Source organism: Ruegeria sp. BA12 (genome assembly GCF_056539625.1).
The window spans coordinates 66,398-86,009 of sequence record NZ_JBQFVF010000002.1; the positions used below are offsets into that span (position 1 = coordinate 66,398).

The 19,612-nt window shown below is 58.0% G+C and carries 18 protein-coding genes; 11 read left to right on the forward strand and 7 right to left on the reverse strand.

The window, feature by feature from the left end:
* Nucleotides 1-20: 20 nt before the first annotated feature.
* On the reverse strand, nucleotides 21-290 hold the full coding sequence (locus tag ACR0B0_RS05825) for an usg protein (RefSeq protein ID WP_058280415.1): 270 nt from the start codon (nucleotides 288-290) through the stop codon (nucleotides 21-23).
* 194 nt (nucleotides 291-484) lie between these two features.
* Between ACR0B0_RS05825 and gyrA the strand changes: the two genes are divergently transcribed.
* Together gyrA and ACR0B0_RS05835 are read left to right on the forward strand one after the other, a co-directional pair.
* Entirely contained in the window at nucleotides 485-3,211 is a 2,727-nt protein-coding gene (gene gyrA / locus ACR0B0_RS05830) for a DNA gyrase subunit A (protein ID WP_480646857.1), read from the forward strand.
* A gap of 193 nt (nucleotides 3,212-3,404) precedes the next feature.
* Entirely contained in the window at nucleotides 3,405-3,764 is a 360-nt protein-coding gene (locus ACR0B0_RS05835; protein ID WP_170549140.1) for a hypothetical protein, read from the forward strand.
* Nucleotides 3,765-3,957: 193 nt separating this feature from the next.
* On the opposite strand, the gene ACR0B0_RS05840 is transcribed toward ACR0B0_RS05835, so the two are convergent.
* The 3 genes from ACR0B0_RS05840 to ACR0B0_RS05850 form a co-directional block, all read right to left on the reverse strand.
* On the reverse strand, nucleotides 3,958-5,427 hold the full coding sequence (locus ACR0B0_RS05840) for a carboxypeptidase M32 (protein WP_170549142.1): 1,470 nt from the start codon (nucleotides 5,425-5,427) through the stop codon (nucleotides 3,958-3,960).
* Nucleotides 5,428-5,432: 5 nt separating this feature from the next.
* Complete coding sequence (gene ctaA / locus ACR0B0_RS05845) at nucleotides 5,433-6,578, reverse strand: heme A synthase (protein WP_480646860.1); 1,146 nt, start codon at nucleotides 6,576-6,578, stop codon at nucleotides 5,433-5,435.
* Between the two features lie 62 nt (nucleotides 6,579-6,640).
* On the reverse strand, nucleotides 6,641-7,384 hold the full coding sequence (locus tag ACR0B0_RS05850) for an RNA methyltransferase (protein WP_480646862.1): 744 nt from the start codon (nucleotides 7,382-7,384) through the stop codon (nucleotides 6,641-6,643).
* Between the two features lie 154 nt (nucleotides 7,385-7,538).
* On the opposite strand from ACR0B0_RS05850, the gene ACR0B0_RS05855 reads away from it, so the two are divergent.
* From ACR0B0_RS05855 to ACR0B0_RS05870, 4 genes are all read left to right on the forward strand, one after another.
* Entirely contained in the window at nucleotides 7,539-8,156 is a 618-nt protein-coding gene (locus ACR0B0_RS05855; protein WP_480646864.1) for a thiamine phosphate synthase, read from the forward strand.
* A gap of 45 nt (nucleotides 8,157-8,201) precedes the next feature.
* Nucleotides 8,202-9,095, forward strand: coding sequence for a PfkB family carbohydrate kinase (locus ACR0B0_RS05860; RefSeq protein ID WP_480646866.1), 894 nt, complete (start codon nucleotides 8,202-8,204; stop codon nucleotides 9,093-9,095).
* Nucleotides 9,092-10,003: a pseudouridine-5'-phosphate glycosidase gene (locus ACR0B0_RS05865; RefSeq protein WP_170348864.1), complete on the forward strand. Its 912-nt coding sequence runs from the start codon at nucleotides 9,092-9,094 to the stop codon at nucleotides 10,001-10,003. The genes ACR0B0_RS05860 and ACR0B0_RS05865 overlap by 4 nt, the downstream gene beginning before the upstream one ends.
* A 64-nt stretch (nucleotides 10,004-10,067) precedes the next feature.
* Nucleotides 10,068-10,745 (forward strand): DUF502 domain-containing protein, encoded by a 678-nt coding sequence (locus tag ACR0B0_RS05870; protein WP_170348865.1) that lies wholly within the window; start codon nucleotides 10,068-10,070, stop codon nucleotides 10,743-10,745.
* On the opposite strand, the gene ACR0B0_RS05875 is transcribed toward ACR0B0_RS05870, so the two are convergent.
* Both ACR0B0_RS05875 and ACR0B0_RS05880 read right to left on the reverse strand, forming a co-directional pair.
* Complete coding sequence (locus tag ACR0B0_RS05875) at nucleotides 10,746-11,771, reverse strand: patatin-like phospholipase family protein (RefSeq protein ID WP_480646868.1); 1,026 nt, start codon at nucleotides 11,769-11,771, stop codon at nucleotides 10,746-10,748.
* A gap of 15 nt (nucleotides 11,772-11,786) precedes the next feature.
* Entirely contained in the window at nucleotides 11,787-12,560 is a 774-nt protein-coding gene (locus tag ACR0B0_RS05880; RefSeq protein WP_170348867.1) for a 3-hydroxybutyrate dehydrogenase, read from the reverse strand.
* A gap of 293 nt (nucleotides 12,561-12,853) precedes the next feature.
* On the opposite strand from ACR0B0_RS05880, the gene ACR0B0_RS05885 reads away from it, so the two are divergent.
* Together ACR0B0_RS05885 and ACR0B0_RS05890 are read left to right on the forward strand one after the other, a co-directional pair.
* On the forward strand, nucleotides 12,854-14,668 hold the full coding sequence (locus ACR0B0_RS05885; protein WP_480646870.1) for an extracellular solute-binding protein: 1,815 nt from the start codon (nucleotides 12,854-12,856) through the stop codon (nucleotides 14,666-14,668).
* Between the two features lie 539 nt (nucleotides 14,669-15,207).
* A complete protein-coding gene (locus ACR0B0_RS05890) occupies nucleotides 15,208-15,444 on the forward strand; it encodes a hypothetical protein (RefSeq protein WP_170348869.1) in 237 nt (78 codons plus the stop codon).
* Here ACR0B0_RS05890 and ACR0B0_RS05895 read toward each other — a convergent pair.
* Nucleotides 15,433-16,056, reverse strand: coding sequence for a helix-turn-helix domain-containing protein (locus tag ACR0B0_RS05895; protein WP_170348870.1), 624 nt, complete (start codon nucleotides 16,054-16,056; stop codon nucleotides 15,433-15,435). The two genes, ACR0B0_RS05890 and ACR0B0_RS05895, sit on opposite strands and share 12 nt — an antisense overlap.
* Nucleotides 16,057-16,121: 65 nt before the next feature.
* On the opposite strand from ACR0B0_RS05895, the gene ACR0B0_RS05900 reads away from it, so the two are divergent.
* From ACR0B0_RS05900 to ACR0B0_RS05910, 3 genes are all read left to right on the forward strand, one after another.
* Nucleotides 16,122-17,639 carry a class I adenylate-forming enzyme family protein gene (locus ACR0B0_RS05900; protein ID WP_480646872.1) on the forward strand — a complete coding sequence of 506 codons (1,518 nt, stop codon included), beginning with the start codon at nucleotides 16,122-16,124 and terminating at the stop codon, nucleotides 17,637-17,639.
* Nucleotides 17,636-18,295, forward strand: a complete 660-nt coding sequence (locus tag ACR0B0_RS05905) for a DsbA family oxidoreductase (RefSeq protein ID WP_170348872.1) — start codon at nucleotides 17,636-17,638, stop codon at nucleotides 18,293-18,295. The genes ACR0B0_RS05900 and ACR0B0_RS05905 overlap by 4 nt, the downstream gene beginning before the upstream one ends.
* Before the next feature lie 75 nt (nucleotides 18,296-18,370).
* On the forward strand, nucleotides 18,371-19,579 hold the full coding sequence (locus ACR0B0_RS05910) for a multidrug effflux MFS transporter (protein ID WP_170348873.1): 1,209 nt from the start codon (nucleotides 18,371-18,373) through the stop codon (nucleotides 19,577-19,579).
* The last annotated feature ends 33 nt before the right edge of the window (nucleotides 19,580-19,612 follow it).

Below are 19,612 nucleotides of genomic sequence, written 5' to 3' on the forward strand. Positions count from 1 at the left end.
CAAAAAAACAGGCTGGATATTCAATTGACCCTGAATTCACCCACCATGTTGCGCCATTCACCGGGCGCGATCATCTTGCGATGCGTAAACCGGACCGAATGCAGCGGACCGTCAATCTCGCGCTGCCAGAAGTCGATGAAATCGAACAATTTCGGATGATCCGGCGCCAGATCGTAATCCTGCCAGATGAACGTGTTCAGAACGTGGATGTAATCGGGCATGCGGTAGAAGAATTCTGCCGTTGTCAGCCCGTACCCTTTGAGCATTAGTTCGGTTTCGCTTTGCTCCATGCAGACCTCCAATTTTATTGCAAGGTCTCTTTAGGGTAACACGAAAACACCCTAACCCTTAGTTAACAATATGTTACTCAGGTGTTACGGGGGTTTTTCGCATGCAAAATCGTTGCTTGCTTGCACCTTATGTGCCGGGTCTGATAAGGTGCATCCACAAGATATAGACCCAAAACAAAACACGGGCAGTTTACGTGAGCGATACGCCAGAAATTCCTGAAAACATGGACGAAACCCCGCCCGAGCGCCCCGTTTATGACGGCCCGACGGTGTCCATCGAATCCGAGATGCGCACGTCCTACCTGGACTATGCGATGTCGGTCATCGTCAGCCGCGCGATCCCCGATCTGCGCGACGGGCTGAAGCCGGTGCATCGCCGCATTTTGTATGCAATGCACGAAACCGGGAACACACACGACAAGGCCTATCGCAAATCGGCCCGCCCGGTTGGCGACGTTATGGGTAAGTACCACCCGCACGGTGACAGCGCGATCTATGATGCGCTGGTGCGGATGGCGCAGGATTTCTCGATGTCGCTGCCGCTGCTGGATGGTCAGGGCAACTTTGGCTCGATGGACGGCGATAACCCGGCGGCCATGCGCTATACCGAAGTGCGCATGGACAAGCCCGCCGCGTCCCTGCTGGCCGATATCGAAAAAGAGACGGTCGATTTCCAGGACAATTACGACGGCAAGGACCGGGAACCGACCGTCCTGCCCGCCCGTTTCCCGAACATGTTGGTCAATGGTGCTGGTGGTATCGCCGTGGGCATGGCGACCAACATCCCACCGCACAACCTGGGTGAAGTAGTTGACGCCACACTGGCACTGATCGACGACCCGGACCTGACGTCCGAGCAGTTGATTGAATACGTACCCGGCCCCGACTTCCCGACCGGCGGCGTCATGCTGGGCCGCTCGGGTGCGCGCAAAGCCTATCTTGAAGGTCGCGGCAGCGTCATTATCCGCGCCAAGACCCGCGTGGAAGAACTGCGTAAGGATCGTTACGCTATCGTCGTCGATGAAATTCCCTATCAGGTGAACAAGGCCGCGATGATCGAAAAGATCGCCGAGGCGGTGCGTGAGAAGCGCATCGAAGGCGTGGCCCATGTACAGGACGAGTCCGACCGTAACGGTGTCCGCGTGGTAGTCGAACTGAAACGCGATGCGACACCCGAGGTGGTGCTGAACCAGCTTTACCGCTTCTCGCCGATGCAAACGTCCTTTGGCTGTAACATGCTGGCCCTGAACGGTGGTCGGCCTGAACAACTGACCCTGCGCCGGTTCCTGACCTCGTTCATCGATTTCCGCGAGGATGTCGTTGCCCGCCGCACCGCCTATGACCTTCGCAAGGCGCGGGAACGCAGCCACATCCTGTGTGGTCTGGCCGTGGCCGTTTCCAACGTGGACGAAGTTGTTGCCACCATCCGGTCATCCGCGGACGCAGCCGAGGCGCGTGAAAAGCTGATGACGCGCCGTTGGCCTGCCGCTGAGATCGAGGGTTATCTGCGACTGATCGATGATCCTCTGTCCAAGATGAACGACGACGGCACCTATAACCTGACCGAGGTTCAGGCCCGCGCCATCCTCGACCTGCGCCTCCAGCGCCTGACCCAAATCGGCGTCAAAGAGGTCACGGACGAGTTGGAAGAACTAGCAGGTAAGATCAAGGAATACCTGGATATTCTGTCCTCGCGCGAACGCATCATGTCGATCATCGGCGATGAGTTGCGCAGCGTGCGCGAACAGTTCGCCGTTCCCCGTCGCACCGAGATCGTCGACTGGTCCGGCGACATGGAAGACGAGGATCTGATCGAACGCGAAGATATGGTCGTGACTGTCACCTCTGGAGGGTACATCAAACGTACCCCGCTGGCTGATTTCCGCGCGCAGAAACGCGGCGGTAAGGGCCTGTCGGGCATGCAGACCAAGGAAGAGGATGTTGTTACCAACCTCTTCGTAGCGAACACACACACACAGCTGCTGTTCTTCACCACCGACGGCATGGTCTATAAGCTCAAGACCTGGCGCCTGCCACAATCGGGCCGGACCGGTAAGGGCAAAGCCATAGTCAACATCCTGCCAATCCCGACAGGTGTTTCCATCGCGGCTATCATGCCCGTGGATGTGCCGGATGAAGAATGGGAAAACCTGCAAATCGTCTTTGCCACCAGCGCCGGGGACGTGCGCCGCAATGCGCTGAGCGATTTCACCAACGTAAAACGCAACGGCAAGATCGCAATGGATCTGCCCGAGGGTGTGGAACTGGTAAATGCGCGCATCTGCTCGGAAGACGACGATGTGATGCTAGTCACCAACTCGGGTCGCGCGATCCGCTTCCAGACCACTGATGTTCGTGTCTTTAAGGGCCGCAAGTCGACCGGTGTGCGTGGCATCAGGCTAAGCAATGGCGACCGCGTGGTGTCTATGTCGGTGATCCGCCATTTCGAGGCTACGTCGGACGAACGCGCCGCCTATCTGAAAATGCGCCGCGCCGTGGCCGGCCTGACCGAAGAGGCCGAAACCAATGACGAGGATGGTGATGCGCTGGCGACCATCAGCCAGGAACGCTATGCCCAGATGTCGGCTGCTGAAAATCTGATTCTGACCATCACGGCAGGCGGTTCGGGCAAGCTAAGCTCCAGCCACGATTACCCGGTCCGCGGACGCGGAGGCATGGGGGTTGCGGCCATGGACAAGGCAATGCGCGGCGGAGAGCTGGTGGCCTCGTTCCCGGTTGAGATCGACGATCAGATCATGCTGGCCACCTCCAAAGGCCAATCAATCCGGGTTCCCGTCGAAGGCATCTCGTTCCGGTCGCGCAGCGCGGGCGGTGTGAAGGTGTTCAACACCGGTAAAGGCGAAGTGGTCGTTAGCGTCGCCTGGATCGCAGATCAGGGTGATGAAGAGGCCGAGGAATAAGATTACAACAAAGGCCCCAGAGCGCAGCGTTTTGGGGCCTTGGATTTGTTTTCGCCAATAATCTCTCAGAATGTGGCAATCAACGGTTTGCCCAATAGAACGATCAATTCGGCGCTGGTTTCTGTAATTCCTAAAAAATTGCTATTCTATGACCAATGATATTTGGAACAGCAGTTTCAAGAGGTCGTTTTTTATGCGAATTTTGTTCAAACAAAGTTTAGTGATTTTCTGGTTCCTATGGTGGGCATTTGCGTTTCTAACCGATTTCATCGGCGGGCTAGAGCTGCTGGGGTTGACTTCAACCCCTTGGTTTGACGGTCACAACTTTCCGTTTCTGCAAAAAACGCTGGCGCAGTTTGGTGCCTCTATTGCCGTTGATGTAATTTTATTTGTCGGGATCATACTGTGGCTATTTCTTTCGACGCTGCTATTTGCGTTCGCTTCATTTACCCCGTATTCCCAGACGGATCGCTGGCAGAAGAGGGTCGACGCAGCGTTTATCGTATCGCTAGGATTGTGGCTTGCTTTTTTTTGGCGGATCAGACAGTTATGAATTTTGATTTGGAAGAAAACCATATGGTTCAGGGGGGCTTCCAATTATTATGCTACCTGACCATCTACCTACTGCCTGATTAGCAATGCTCGGTTCCTATGGTCTACTTTAGGCAAATCCTATGGGCTACTTTAGGCAAAGAGCTGGCAACGCGGCACACATGTGACAACGAGTTTGGCCGGAAATTGTGCGTTCAAAGATTGTAGAGCGTACCAAATTTCTGTTCCAAATACGCCAACAACGGTTCCGGTCCCGGTTCAATCCCGCTGGCGCGTTGGATAGTCTCGCGCGGGGTGAAGAGCCCGCCAAAACGCTGTAGGTTCTCGCACAGCCAATTGGTTGCGCCAGACGTGTCGCCCCTGATCAGTTGCGCATCCAAATCAGGAACCGCAGCGCGCAACGCTTGATACAGACATCCGGCATAGACATTGCCCAATGAATAGGTCGGGAAATAACCAAACAATCCAACCGACCAGTGGACGTCCTGTAAACACCCGTTCGAAGGTCGGTCGACCTCATATCCAAAGTCGGCCTTGAACCGGTCGTTCCACGCCGCCTCCAGATCGCTGACCTGAAGGTCTCCGGCCATTAGTGCGCGTTCAAGGTCAAAGCGCAGCATGATGTGCAGGTTGTATTGCACCTCGTCCGCCTCGGTCCGGATATAGCCTTTGTGTACGCCGTTGACCGTGGCATAGAACGCATCGGCATCCGCGACATCGAAATCACCGAACGCGTCAACCATTTGATTGTAAAGCCACTCCGTGAACGCCCGAGATCGGCCCAGCTGGTTTTCATAAATCCGGCTTTGACTTTCATGCACGCCCATCGACACGCCCTGCCCCAGTGGTGTCAGCGCATAGGCCGGGTTGATACCCTGTTCATAGGCGGCGTGGCCGACCTCATGAATGGTTGAGTAGAAACAGTTGAACGGGTCGGTCTCGCTGGTGCGAGTGGTAATGCGCACATCCAGGCCACTGCCCGAACTGAACGGATGTACTGCCTTGTCCACCCGCCCAGTATTCAGATCGTACCCGAACGTGGTCGCCAGTTTCTGCGACAATTGCATCTGTATCTGTTCGTCGAATTTTCCGGTCAGAGCGTGCGGCGCTGGTTTATCCAAAACGGCCGCGCGCAGGGCCACAAGACGAGGGCGCATCTGATCGAAAATCTCGGCGATTTGTGACCCGGTGGTATAGGGTTCGTAGTCTTCGACCATGGCGTCATAGACATCACCACCCTGCGCCAGTGCAGCGCCTTCTTCACGCTTGAGGGCAACGACCTCCTCGAGAACAGGCAGAAAGGTAGCCACATTCTCGTTTGAACGGGCTTGCGCCCAAGTTCCCTGGGCTGCTGACGTCACGCGCGCAATGGCCTTGGCCAGATCGGCTGGCACTTTTGCCGTCCGCTCGTAAGTTCGACGGATATCGCGCAATTGGGCGCGGGCTACGTCGTCTTGTGGGTCGGCTAGCTCCAACCACTCAGCCACGCGCGGGTCAGAGCGGCGGGCATGCAGAACCGCTTCGATGGCGGCCATTTCCTCAGCCCGTTGCGGGGCCGCGCCGCGCGGCATCACCGTTTCCTGGTCCCAGCCCAGCCGCCCGGCGATTTGCCCGAGGGCCGACGTTTCGCGTTGGAAGGCCATCAGGTCATCATAGGCAGTCATCAGGGTCATGCTCCGCGGATTGAGGTGGCGATTGGATATGCTGTCAGGAAACGTGCGCGCAGGATCAGGGTCCAAACAACAACGGCCATGAACTGGTGGAAGATGGCGATCTGCCAGGGGGCCGCGTAGATCACCGTCATAATCCCGACCACCACCTGCAGCGAAAGCGCCGCAAAAGCTGCATTGAACGCAAACCGCGTTTGCGGATGCGCGCTGGTGCTGCCGCGTCTCCAGACAATGATGCCGAAGATAAACAGAAGATAGCCAGCACAGCGGTGAATGAACTGCACCAGACCGGGGCTTTCAAAGAAATTGCGCCACATCGGTTCAAGCATCGTCGCGTCAGGCGGCAACAGTTGACCACCGATCAGGGGCCAATCGGTATATGATCTTCCAGCGTCTATGCCTGCCACAAGGGCGCCTATGAGTATTTGTAGAAAGGCGAAATGCATCAGCCCGGTCGATAGCGAGAACAGTTTGCCCTCTTTCGCGCGGCGGGCCTGCATCAGGTCACGCTCTTGGCGCCCCAGCTCAAAGATGTACCACGCTAGGAACCCGAGGATAACGAAGGCCAGACCCAGATGGACTGCCAAGCGATAGCTGGCAACGGCCGTCATCCCCTCGCCCTGCGTCACGCCCGAGGCAACCATCCACCAGCCAACCGCGCCCTGAACACCGCCCAAAGCGCCTGGAATCAGCAGTTTACCGGTCCACCCGGTCGGAATTTTCCTGGCCAGCAGGAAGCCAAAGAACCCAAGTGCCCAAACTAGACCGATCACCCGGCCCAGTTGACGGTGACCCCACTCCCACCAGTAAATGGATTTAAAGTCATCAAGCTCCATCCATTGGTTCTGAATGCGCCATTGATCGATCTGCTTGTACTTTTCGAACTCGGCCTGCCAATCGGCCTCGGTCATTGGTGGGATGGCCCCAGTGACCGGGCGCCATTCCGTTATCGACAATCCGCTATCGGTCAGGCGTGTCAGGCCGCCTACGGAGATCATGACAACGACCAGCGCGAACAGGATCATCAGCCAGACGCGAATTGCCCCGCGTGCGCCGCCACGACCACGGTCAATCATGCCCGGTTGAACGGCCTGTTGTTTTTCTGTGTCTGAGACGTCTTCGAAGATGCTGCGCTTACCGCTCATGCTGTCCTCTTGTGCCTTGGATTTCGTCGCAAGCTAGGGTGAAGGGGGGCTAAGGTCCAGCCTCAGCCTTTATCCTTCCAACGGACCATCTGACGCATGATCCCGTGCAGCATCTGCACATCCGCGCGCGTCATCCGCATCCGAGACCACAGATTGCGCAAATTGGTCTTCATGCCTTCGGCCTTTTCGGGGGGATAGAAAAAGCCCGCCTCGTCCAGCCGGACCTCGTAATGTTCGACCAGTTTTTCGACCTCGATCCCCGTGGCCCAGTCGCCTTTGCCCAGATCGGTGGCTTCGTGCACCACATCGCCTGTCTGGCGCATCCACTCATAGGCGGTCAACAACACGCATTGGCCAAGGTTCAGCGAGGCATATTCCGGGTTTACCGGAACCGAGATAATGGCATTTGCCTTGGCGATATCTTCGTTTTCCAATCCTGCCCGTTCCGGTCCGAACAAGACCGAGACCTTTTCACCAGCCGCCACTTTCTCGGCCGCGATCTGCATCGCGCGTTCGGGGCTGTAGACCGGTTTGGTCAGACCACGCTGGCGCGCGGTGGTTGCAAAGACAAAGGTGCTGTCGGCCAGCGCGCCCGCAAGGTCATCGAACAGCTGCGCTTCGTCCAGCAAGCGCCCCGCCCCGCTGGACATTGCCACCGCCTTGGGGTTTGGCCAGCCATCACGCGGTGCCACGATCCGCATCCGGTCCAGCCCGAAATTCCACATCGCCCGCGCGGCAGCGCCGATGTTTTCACCCATCTGAGGGCGGACGAGCACAAAGGACGGCTGGGATGTATCGCTGGGCATGGTTGTCTCCGGAAAACTTGGCTTGCTGTAATCGGCGCGATGGCGCAGGGCAAGGCATCCGATTGGTCAATTGCGCCTTAAACCGGCATAAAAGTTTGCTTCCCCGGCACAATCCGCTAAACCGCGCCAAAGACTGAAAGCTAAGGACGCGCCAATGGACACCCCCGAGCAGCCGCAGATTTACCTGATCACCCCTCCGACCATCTCATTGAGCACGTTCCCCGACCAGCTTAGCCGCGTTCTGGACGGTGCCGAGATTGCCTGCATCCGACTGGCTCTGGCAGGCAATGACGAAGACGCGATCTCGCGTGCTGCTGATGCTTGTCGCGAGGTGGCCCATACCCGTGACGTGGCGCTGGTCATCTCGAACCATGTTCTGCTGGCGCAACGGTTGGGGTTGGACGGGGTGCATCTGGACGACGCCGCACGTTCAGTGCGCGCCGCGCGCAAGGAGTTGGGCGCGGATGCCATTATTGGCAGTTTTTGTGGCGCGTCCAGCCACGATGGCATGACCGCTGGCGAAGCTGGCGTAGATTATGTTGCCTTTGGCCCGGTCGGCGCGTCAACGTTGGGGGACGGAACCACGGCTGAAAAAGACCTGTTTCAGTGGTGGTCTGAGATGATCGAGGTTCCGGTTGTGGCCGAAGGTGGCCTGACGCCTGAGCTGATCCGCGACCTGACCCCTTGCACTGATTTCTTCGGTATCGGCGATGAGATCTGGTCGCAAGAATACCCGCTTGCCGCGCTTAAAACTCTTACCGATGCGATGTGAGCGTTAACCCTTGCACCCACCTCGGGGCTGCGGCATGACACGGGCATGACTCAGAACAGCGAAATCCTGTGTATCGGCTCGGTCCTGTGGGACATAATCGGGCGGTCCGCCAGCGCCATGCGTCAGGGCTCGGACGTGCCGGGGCGGATCACCCGCCTGCCTGGCGGAGTGGCCATGAACATCGCCATGACGCTGGTACGCTTCGGTATGACGCCGACCCTTCTGACAGCCATTGGTCGCGACCCCGAAGGCGACGAACTGGTCAACGCCTGTTCGCGGCTGGGCATGGTCACTGACCACATCTATCGTTCGCAGGATTTGCCGACAGACAGGTACATGGCCGTCGAAGGGGCCAACGGCCTGATCGCGGCAATTGCTGACGCGCATTCGCTTGAGGCCGCCGGGGCGAAAATCCTGCGCCCCTTGATACATGGGCCGCTGGGTTATGAGAACACTCCGTTCCAGGGTCCCATCGCATTGGACGGCAATCTGACGCTGACCTTGTTGGAAGAAATCGCCCAAAGCCCCGCCTTTGCACGTGCGGACCTGCGCGTGGCCCCGGCCTCGCCCGGCAAGGCCGAACGTCTGCTGCCGTTCCTGAAACACGCCCGCGCCACGCTTTATGTGAACCTCGAAGAGGCCGGCATCTTGTGCCAGCGCGAATTCACCGATTCTGAAGGCGCTGCCAAGGGCTTGCTAGACCGTGGCGCGCTGCGGGTGCTGGTCACGGACGGCGGCAACTCGGCCACCATTGGCAGCGCTGACGAGATACTGACCCAAACACCGCCCTCCGTTCTGGTCACCCGTGTGACCGGTGCGGGCGATACTTTCATGGCGGCGCATATCGCGTCCGAGGCCAACGGTGCGTCCAATGACGAAGCCTTACGCCGCGCCCTGCATGCCGCCGCAACCTATGTTTCCGGAGAAACACCACTGTGATCGACATCCAATATTCCGCCGAGGTCCGCGCCGCCAAAGATGCAGGTCAGCCCATCGTTGCGCTGGAAAGCACCATCATTACCCATGGTATGCCCTACCCTCAGAATATCGAGGTGGCGGCGCAGGTTCAGCAGGACGTCCGTGACGCTGGCGCGGTTCCTGCAACCATGGCCGTGATCAAAGGCAAACTGCATGTGGGCCTGGAAGACGACCAGTTGAAAGCCTTGGGGCAGGCCCAGGGCGTCGCCAAGATCTCACGCGCGGACATGGCGGCCTGTATGTCGACCAGCGGCACCGGGGCCACGACAGTGGCCGCCACGATGATCGCCGCACGCTATGCCGGGATCGAGGTTTTTGCGACCGGTGGCATCGGTGGTGTGCATCAGGGGGCCGAGACCTCGTTTGACATCTCAGCCGATCTGCACGAATTGGCGCAGACACCCGTTACTGTTGTTGCAGCCGGTGCGAAAGCCATCCTGGATCTTGCTAAAACACTTGAAGTGCTCGAGACATTGGGCGTTCCGGTTATCGCGCATGGACAGGATGAGTTCCCGGCCTTTTGGTCCGCCAAGTCCCCCTATCCCGCGCCCTTGCGCATGGATAGTGCAGAAGACATCGCCAAGGCCCACGCCACCCGTCGCGCGCTTGGCCTGCCCGGGGGTCAGCTGGTTGCCAACCCGATCCCGGACGCCGATCAAATCCCGGCCGAGGAACTGGCCCCCATCATCGCTGCCGCCCAATCCGACGCGGATACGCACCGGATCACCGGCAAAGGCGTCACGCCATACCTACTACAACGGATCTATGAACAGACCGGAGGCCGCTCGCTGACCGCAAACATTGCGCTGGTGCGCAACAATGCCCGTCTAGCCGCCGGTATCGCGATTGCTTTGACCAAATCCGCCTAGAGCTACCCTATTGTACCAAGACGCCGGACTGCTTAACTAAATCGGCAAACCAATCAGGATCGCAATGAACACACCGTTTGACGAAGAACCCCACCGCGGACCGGGCCTGTTTTCCCGGCTGCGCGCGTCTTTTCTGACGGGCATCGTTGTCATCGCGCCTGTCTGGCTGACGATCTGGTTGATTTGGTCCGTCGTGGGCTGGATCGACAGTGCTGTCCTGCCGCTGATCCCACAACAGTTCCAGCCCCAACAATATGTAGGCATCAACCTGCGCGGCGTCGGCGTCATCATCTTTCTGGTGTTCACTGTTCTGGTGGGCTGGGTCGCCAAGGGGATTCTGGGACGGTCCTTTATTTCCTTCACCGAAAGCCTGGTAGAACGGATGCCGGTTGTCCGCTCGATCTATTCCGGGATCAAGCAAATATCCGAGACGGTCTTTGCCCAGACAGAAAGATCTTTTGAAAAAGCCTGCTTGGTGCAATATCCACGCCGCGGTATCTGGGCTATCGGCTTTGTATCGACCACCGCCAAAGGCGAGGTCACCCAGCGCGCCGAAACCGCGGGCGAATTGCTGAGCGTTTTCATCCCGACCACGCCAAACCCGACCTCGGGGTTTTTGCTGTTCTTTCCTGCCGAAGACGTCATTCTGCTGGACATGACTATCGAGGACGCGGCCAAGCTGGTGATTTCTGCCGGTCTGGTTTACCCCAACGGCAAAGACCCGACGCTACCGCCTGAGTGATCAGCCAAACATCTCGGGCAAGTTGACAGTACTTTTCCGCCCCAAATCGTCCTTGTTGTCCGAAAGGAACCGATGCGCAGCCGTGCGCCCGGCCTCTTTCAACTTGTGCAGAACAACCGGGTTCGGCACCGTCTTAGTTGCCACCGACAGATCGTTCATCAGCGCGTCATCGGCGATCATGTGAACCAGAACCCGGTTCATCTCACCCGCTTTCAATTTGCCTTCGGCCAACAAACGCTGCACGAAGCTAATCGCGCGCAATTCGCGGAACAGGGATGAGTTAAAGCTGATCTCGTTGATCCGGTTCTGGATTTGTTGCGGCGTTTTCGGCACTTCTTCCCGTTCCAGCGGGTTGATGTTCACGATCACCACATCATCCGGCAGATCGGTGTTGAACAAGGGGTACAGCGCCGGGTTCCCGGTATAGCCGCCATCCCAATACGCTTCGGTCCGGCCCGAATTGGGATCAAAAATCTCAACTGCCTGAAACAGGTTCGGCAGGCAGGCCGATGCTAAAATCGCATCGGTCGAGACCTCATCCCCGGTAAAAACACGGATCTTGCCACTGCGCACGCAGGTGGCGCAGACGAACAAACGCGGTCCTTCATCGGCGCAAATTTCCTTGAAATTGAACCGGTCCACCACCGGTTCCAGCGGGTTGCGATAAAACGGACCATAAGCATAGGGCGATACCAGCCGCGACCATGCATCACCCACGGAAAACGGCAGGGAATACTCCATGGCATGCGCAATCTGAGCGGGCTCAAGTGCCTGCATCCAATTGGCAAGGCGCATATCGCCGACGGCCCCCATGCGCGCCCACAGCCCATCAAGGCTGGCCCGCGCGCCGTCACGTCCATCGCGTACCATGCCGGATTTGAACGCAGCCCCGTTCAGCGCCCCGGCCGAGGTGCCGGTGATTGCCGCGACCTCGATATCATCCTCGTCCAGCAACCGGTCCAAGACACCCCAGGTAAAGGCGCCATGCGCGCCGCCGCCCTGCAGTGCCAGATTGATGCGTTTCATTACCTGCCCCCTGACTTACAGAGCCGTCCAGCCCCCATCCACCGAGATTGCCGTTCCGGTGATCTGCGCGGCGGCATCCGAACACAAAAAGACCGTTGTACCGCCCAGTTGCTCGACCGTTGCAAAAGCTTTCGAAGGCTGTCGTTCCAGCATGACGTTCTTGATCACGTCCTCGCGGTTCATGCCGTATTCTTTCATAGTGTCGGGAATCTGCGCCTCGACCAGCGGCGTCAGCACGTAGCCCGGGCAAATCGCGTTACAGGTTATCGGTTCCTGCGCGGTCTCCAGTGCTACGGTTTTGGTCATCCCAACCACACCATGTTTGGCCGCGACATAGGCCGCCTTGAACGGCGACGCAGTCAGCCCGTGCGCTGAGGCGATGTTCACAATGCGCCCCCACCCGGCCTGGCGCATCATCGGCAGAGCCGCTGCCATAGTGTGATAGGCCGAGTTCATGTTGATCGCGATGATTGCATCCCATTTGTCGACCGGGAACTGATCAATCGGTGAGACGTGTTGAATGCCTGCATTGTTCACGAGAATGTCGCAGGCACCCGCTTTTTCGATCAGGGCACGGCATTCGTCCCCCTTGGACATGTCCGCCTTGATGTAACGCGCGTTGGTTCCGGTTTCCTGCGAAATCTCGGCGGCCAGCGCGTGATCCTCATCCCGGTCGGTGAACGAGTTCAATATTACGTTGGCCCCAGCCTTGGCCAATTCGCGGGCAACACCCAAACCGATCCCTGAATTCGACCCTGTGATGATCGCCGTTTTTCCCGCCACGCTCATGAGCTTTCTCCGTCAACATCTGCTTTGACCGCACAGTGCCATGCTGCAACTGCAAAGGAAACGGGGAAACATATGGGTTCTGCATCCGGGGTGGAAACGCCTCAAAAAAAACGCCCGCACGAAGCGGGCGTTAAGTTATTGAGGCAGGTTTCATACAGGCAAGAAACCTATCGAGCAGTGCATCCTTTATAAGCAATTCCTTGCATCCGTCCAAGCTAAAAGTTTGAAAATAAGAAAAATCATCGATACGGTGAATCCCAACAAAATAAGGCCAGAGCAGGATTGTTTCCAAAATGCGCCCCAATTTTCTACGCCCCGTTCGCCCTGTGATCGCGGGAATCACCATTATTTTTGCTGTCACAATCGCTCATGCAGAATCGGCCCATGGCATAGCTATGTACGGCGACCCTGTCCTACCACCGGATTTTGTGTCCCTGCCCTATGCCAATCCCGACGCGCCCAAAGGCGGCAAGGTTGTATTCGGAAACACCGGCGGCTTTAACAGTTTGAACCCGTTTGTGCAAAAAGGCAGCTCGCCATGGCAATTGCGATTTTGGACCCATGAAAGCCTGATGGGCCGGTCCTGGGACGAACCTTTCACTCTTTACGGGTTGTTAGCCGAATCAGTTGAGACTGCACCGGACCGCTCTTGGGTAGAATTTACCCTGCGTGAGAACGCCCAGTTTTCTGACGGAAATCCGGTGACCGTAGATGATGTGATTTGGTCTTATGAAACTCTGGGCACCGAAGGTCATCTGCGTTACCGCGGTTTGTGGGGCAAGATCGACAGCATTGAACAGACCGGCCCCCGCACGGTGCGGATCACTTTCAACGAACCCGACCGGGAATTGGCACTGATCGCCGGGCTGCGTCCGATCCTGCAAAAAGCACAGTGGGAGGGGAAAGATTTCGCCAACGCCGCGCTGCAGGACGTTCCCATCGGGTCGGGGCCGTACGTGATCGATACCTATGAGGCGGGCCGCTATGTGAATTTGCGGCGCAATCCAGACTATTGGGGGGCTGACATTCCGTTCCGGCGCGGGACCATGAACCTAGATGACATAAGGATCGAGTTTTTTGGCGACGGCACCGTCCTGTTCGAGGCGTTCAAGGCCGGTGAACTGACCGCGGTGCGCGAATTCAACGCCGACAAATGGAACACTCAGTACGATTTTCCTGCCGTTCAGCGCGGTGATGTGGTCAAGACCGAAATCCCGCACGGCAAACCCTCGGGCATGACCGGGTTTGTCATGAACACCCGCAAGGCCCCTTTCGATGATTGGCGGGTCCGCGAGGCGATGCTGCTGGCGTTCAATTTCGAATTTATCAACGATACGATCACCGGCAGCGCCCAACCACGGATCACTTCGTATTTCTCGGGCTCTGACCTGGGCATGCAAACTGGCCCGGCCACTGGGCGTGTCGCCGAGCTTCTGCAACTTTATGCCGACGACCTTCCGCCCGGCGCGCTTGAAGGTTATGCCCTGCCCGTCGGCGACGGTTCGGCCCGGAATCGCGCCAATATTCGCAAGGCCAACAAGCTGCTGGCCGAGGCTGGCTGGACCATTCAGGAGGGCGTGCTGCGCAACCAGAATGGTCAGGACTTTGCCATCACCGTTCTGTTGCAACAGGGCGATAGCGAAGGACAAACGGCCATCGAAATCTACACCCGCGCGCTTGAGCGTCTGGGCATCAAGGTCAATGTCGAACAGGTAGACAGCGCGCAATTTGTCGGCCGCAATGCCGAGTTTGATTTTGACATCACGTTCCTTCGCCGTGCGCTGTCTCTGTCTCCGGGCAATGAACAGCGTCTGTATTGGGGCAGCGAAAACGCAGATGTACAGGGCACGCGCAACCTGATGGGTGTCGCCTCGCCCGCTGTGGATGGGCTGATTGACGCTATGCTGGCCTCGGAAAGCCACGAGGATTTCGTGGCCGCCACCCGCGCGCTTGATCGGGTTCTGACTGCTGGCCGCTATGTCATTCCGATCTGGAACTTCGACGTCGGGCGCATCGCCCATGCCAAAGAACTGAAGCAGCCTCAAACCCTGCCGATCTATGGCGACGGGCCCGAGTATATGCCGCAGGTTTGGTGGTACGAAGAGTGACCAAACAAGCCCCGCTGCCGCGTTAATCCGCTGTAGGTTATTTGGTGCTTTGGAGGATTGGATCTGAAGATTTGGCCCCAAAGGACGGCTCTGCCATATCGCCGCAGCCTTCGGCGGATTTCGGCACATGACGCAAACCACACTACATCTAGGGGTATTCGAACTAAGTTTCGCCACAATTTGCTGATCACCCAATTTCCAGCTTAACTAAAAAAAACACCCACAAGGGGCTTTACTGAACATATCTGTACGATATAGCCTAATGTCATTTAAACGTGCTGTTTGGCCGGATTAATTCTGATTATTTCGCTAGATAGCTTGTCATGCAGCGCGTCACCCTTGGATTTTGCGGACCGGCCTCCACTCACTCCAACCTCAGGTCCGTAGGCCCGTTGCGTATCGTGCGTAACGGGCCTTTTTGACGAAGCGTCAGTGCCGCTCAGGTGCGACATTTTGTCATGCGCATCGACTCCCGCCATCTCCGTACCCTGATGAAAGGGCCGAGCAGCCGTGAAACCCGAATTACGGAAAGCTGACTGATGTTGAACTGGACTGACCTGCTGCAAGACTGGGATGCTATGTATTCCCGCGCTAAACGGCGTTTTCCGAATCTGCGCGATCAGGACAAGGTGCGGCTGAGTAAAGATCGAAAAGGGTTCGAAGCCTACCTGGCCGAACGCCACCACCTGACCGTAAATGAAGCCCACGAAGAACTTGAGGATTTTCTATTCACCGAAGGACTGAACCGCGAGTTCAGCCGCTCCTTAAGCAAGTGACGTTACCCACAGGATCGTCGCATCTTCGTCACTGACGGAAATCACGTTGTGACCCATACTGGCGTCGTAATAAGCGCTGTCGCCACGGCGCATTTCGACGGGTTCATAGAATTCGGTGTACAGCTTCACAACCCCGGTCAGCACATACAGGAATTCTTCGCCGTCATGGCGCACCCAGCCGTCAAATTCGTCCATTGAGCGCGCGCGCACGCGAGCCCGATAGGGCAGCATCTGCTTTTTCGTCAGGTTTTCGGCCAGCAACTCGTGCTCGTATGTTCCCGTCGGATGTTCAGCGCCTTCGCCCATGCGGGTGATTGCCATCCGACCGATCACCTGATCACGCTGTGGCGGGGTGAACAGCTGTGGCACCGAAATTTCCAACCCGGTCGCCAACTTTTTCAGCGCGTCGTAAGTGGGCGACATCTGCCCATTCTCGATCTTGCTGAGGGTCGAGCGCGCAAGCCCCGCCTGAGACGCCGCTTGTTCCAGCGTCCAGTTCCGCGCCTTGCGCAGTTGACGCACGCGCGCGCCCAGATCAAGTGGTTCGGGATCGGTGTGCTCACCCGAGTCACGTGCAATGCGGATCAGAGATGGCTGTTCATTAGTGCTCATGCGCCAATCTATAGGACCAGCCTGCCCGGCTTGCAACGCGCCAAGCGCCGCGATAGCCAGTGGCCATGCTTTCTGTTTTCGATCAGGGGCCGCCTCCGGCCTGCCCCGCACCATTCAATCTGGCCGCGCACGTTCTGCGGCACGCGGATGACCACCCGGACAAAACCGCTTTGTCGGTTTTAGGCAATGACGGGGCGCGGGATTGGACCTATGGCGTATTGAAATCGGCCATTCTGGGCACCGCCACCGGGCTGTTGAAGACCGGATTGAATCCCGGAGACATTGCGTTGATGCGACTGGGGAATACGGTTGATTTCCCCATCGCCTATCTTGGGGCCATAGCTGCCGGGATCGTGCCGGTTCCCACCTCGTCACAGCTGACCGAGCCCGAAACCGTGCGCATGATTTCTGATCTGCAACCCACAGCCATTCTGCGCGACCCAGCCGTCGCCTGCGCCAATCATCCGTTGCAGATTACGCTGGACGATCTGTCGGGGATGCGCGCACTGCCCCCTGCCGAGTTCCAACTCGGTGACCCGCACCGGTTGGCCTATGTCGTCTATACCTCTGGCACTTCTGGTAAACCACGCGCTGTGGCCCATGCCCACCGCGCCATCTGGGCGCGCCAGATGATGGTGGATGGCTGGTACGGGTTGCGGGATACGGACCGTCTGTGTCATGCCGGGGCGTTCAACTGGACCTATACTCTGGGCACCGGGCTGATGGATCCCTGGTCGATCGGCGCGACCGCGTTGATCCCCGATCCAGGCACCGACCCTGATGCCCTTCCAGAGCTGTTAAGACAAAATCGGGCAACGATCTTTGCTGCCGCGCCCGGCGTGTTTCGCAAATTGCTTAAATCCGCCGTTGATCTGCATTTACCGGACCTGCGTCACGGCCTGTGCGCAGGCGAAAAGCTGTCGCGGCACCTGCACGCGCAATGGAGCGACCTGACCGGGACAGAATTGTACGAAGCCTTCGGTATGTCCGAATGTTCGACCTTCATCTCGTCCAGCCCTGCACATCCGGCGCAGGGCGAGGCGTTGGGGCAACCTCAACCGGGTCGCCGGGTGGCGATATTGGGGCCGGACGGGCCGGTTCCGCGTGGCCAAGAAGGTACCATTGCCATCCACCGATCCGACCCCGGTCTGATGCTGACCTATCTGAATGCACCTGACGAGGCCAAGGCCCGCATGCAGGGCGACTGGTTTCTGACCGGTGATCAAGGGGCCATGGCGATGGACGGACAGATCACCTATCTGGGCCGCGACGACGATATGATGAACGCGGGCGGCTATCGCGTGTCCCCGGTCGAGGTTGAGGCCGCCCTAACCAAATTCCCCGGCATCGCGCAAGTGGGTGCAGCGGCAGTTGAGGTTAAACAGGACACATTCGTGATAGCCGCTTTCTATACCGGTCCGGAAAAGCTGGACGAAGACGCTTTGCAAACCTATGTGGAGGCAAATCTGGCGCGCTACAAACAGCCACGCGCGTTCATTCACCTGCCCGAGCTGCCAATCGGTGGTAATGGCAAACTCCTGCGTCGGGCGCTCCCGGCCTATTTCAAGGCGAATACACCATGACTCAGACCGTCAAACTCGACATCATGTCCGATCCGATCTGCCCATGGTGCTATATCGGCAAAACCCATCTGGACAAAGCTCTGGCCGCTATCCCGGACCACCCGTTCGTTATCGAATGGCATCCGTTTCAGTTAAACCCCGACATGCCGAACGAAGGCATGGATCGCCGCGAATATCTGGAGCGCAAGTTCGGCGGCAAAGACGGTGCCGTGCGCGCCTATGCCCCGGTGGTTGAGCATGCGCAGAATGCCGGGCTGAGCATCGACTTCGAAGGGATGAAACGCACACCTAACACGTTGGACGCGCACCGCCTGATCCACTGGGCCGGGATCGAGGGCAAGCAAGACGCAGCCGTAAACGCTCTGTTCGATGCATATTTCGTGCAGGGACGTGATATTGGCGATCACGAAGTGTTGGCCGATATCGCCGACAGTATCGGCATGGACGCAGCTGTGGTATCGAAACTGCTGAAATCCGACGCTGATCGCGAGGATATCCGCACCCGCGACACCCATTCGCGACAGATGGGGGTAAATTCTGTTCCTACCTTCATTGTGGCCAACCAGCACGCGGTTCCGGGCGCACAACCCCCTGAAATGTGGGAAAAAGTAATCGGTGAGATTATGTCTCAGCTTGAGGCTTCCCCTGCAAAATAGCACAGGTCCCTGTGCAGCCTGCCCCCTAGCGCCACCTGAAAAGCCGTGATAGCGCAATCAGGTCAGGAGGGCGCCATGGCCAATCGCATGTCTTCGGGAGAGTTCATCGCACTTGTCGCAATGATGTTTGCGACGATTGCGTTTTCGATCGACTCGATGCTGCCTGCTTTGCCCGAGATCGGCGCGCAGCTGAGCCCCGATGATATCAACGACGCTCAGTTGATCCTGACCTCATTTGTTCTGGGTATGGGCATCGGGACATTCTTTGTGGGTCCATTGTCCGACGCGTTTGGGCGCAAGCCAGTGATCTATGTCGGCTCGGCGTTGTACATCTTGTCGGCAGCCGTGGCCTGGGCCAGTTCTTCGCTGGAACTTCTACTGTTCGCGCGGGTGGCACAGGGCATCGGCTGCGCCGCGCCGCGTGTGGTCGCCATGGCGATCATCCGAGACTTGTACTCGGGCCGGGAAATGGCGCGGATCGTCTCTATCGCCATGATGATCTTTACGCTGGTGCCTGCCGTCGCCCCGATGCTTGGGGCCGGAATGATCGCCATCGCGGGATGGCGTGGCATCTTTGTTTCGTTCATCCTGTTCTCGGTGATCACCGTGATCTGGCTGGGTCTGCGCCTACCAGAATCGCTGAGGCCGGAAAACCGTCGCCCACTGCGCCTGCCCTTGATGACCGCGGCCGCACGCGAGATGTTCGCCCATCCCACGGTGCGCGTATCAATCTTTGTGCAATCCCTTTGCCTTGGCATGTTGTTCACTATGCTGACCATGGTGCAGCCAGTTTATGACGTGATCCATGACAGCGCCGACAGCTTCCCGTTTTGGTTCGGCTTTGTGGCTTTGATGGCGGGGTCCGCCAGCCTGTTGAACGCCGCGCTTGTGATCCGCGTGGGGATGCGGCGGCTGGTGACATGGGCCCTTGGCGCGCAGATCGCCATCACGATTGGCGTCATCACGCTGAACATGATGCCGCTTTCGGCCAATCTGAACTTTGCGGTGTTCGTCTTCTGGCAGACCTCGATCTTTTTCATGGCTGGCATGACGATGGGCAACCTGAACGCCATCGCAATGGAGCCAATGGGCCATATTGCCGGTATGGCAGCGTCGGTCATCGGCGCGTTTTCGACCGTTCTGGCCGCCGCTATCGCCGCCCCGATCGGTCAAATGTTCGATGGCTCGCTATATCCGCTGACCACCGGCATTCTGGTGATGAGCGTGGCCGGTTTCGGACTGATGCTGCATATGGGCCGGATCGAAAACAGACTGCCTGCCTGACCTGTGCAGCCCGGGTGAATCACGCTAATCTTT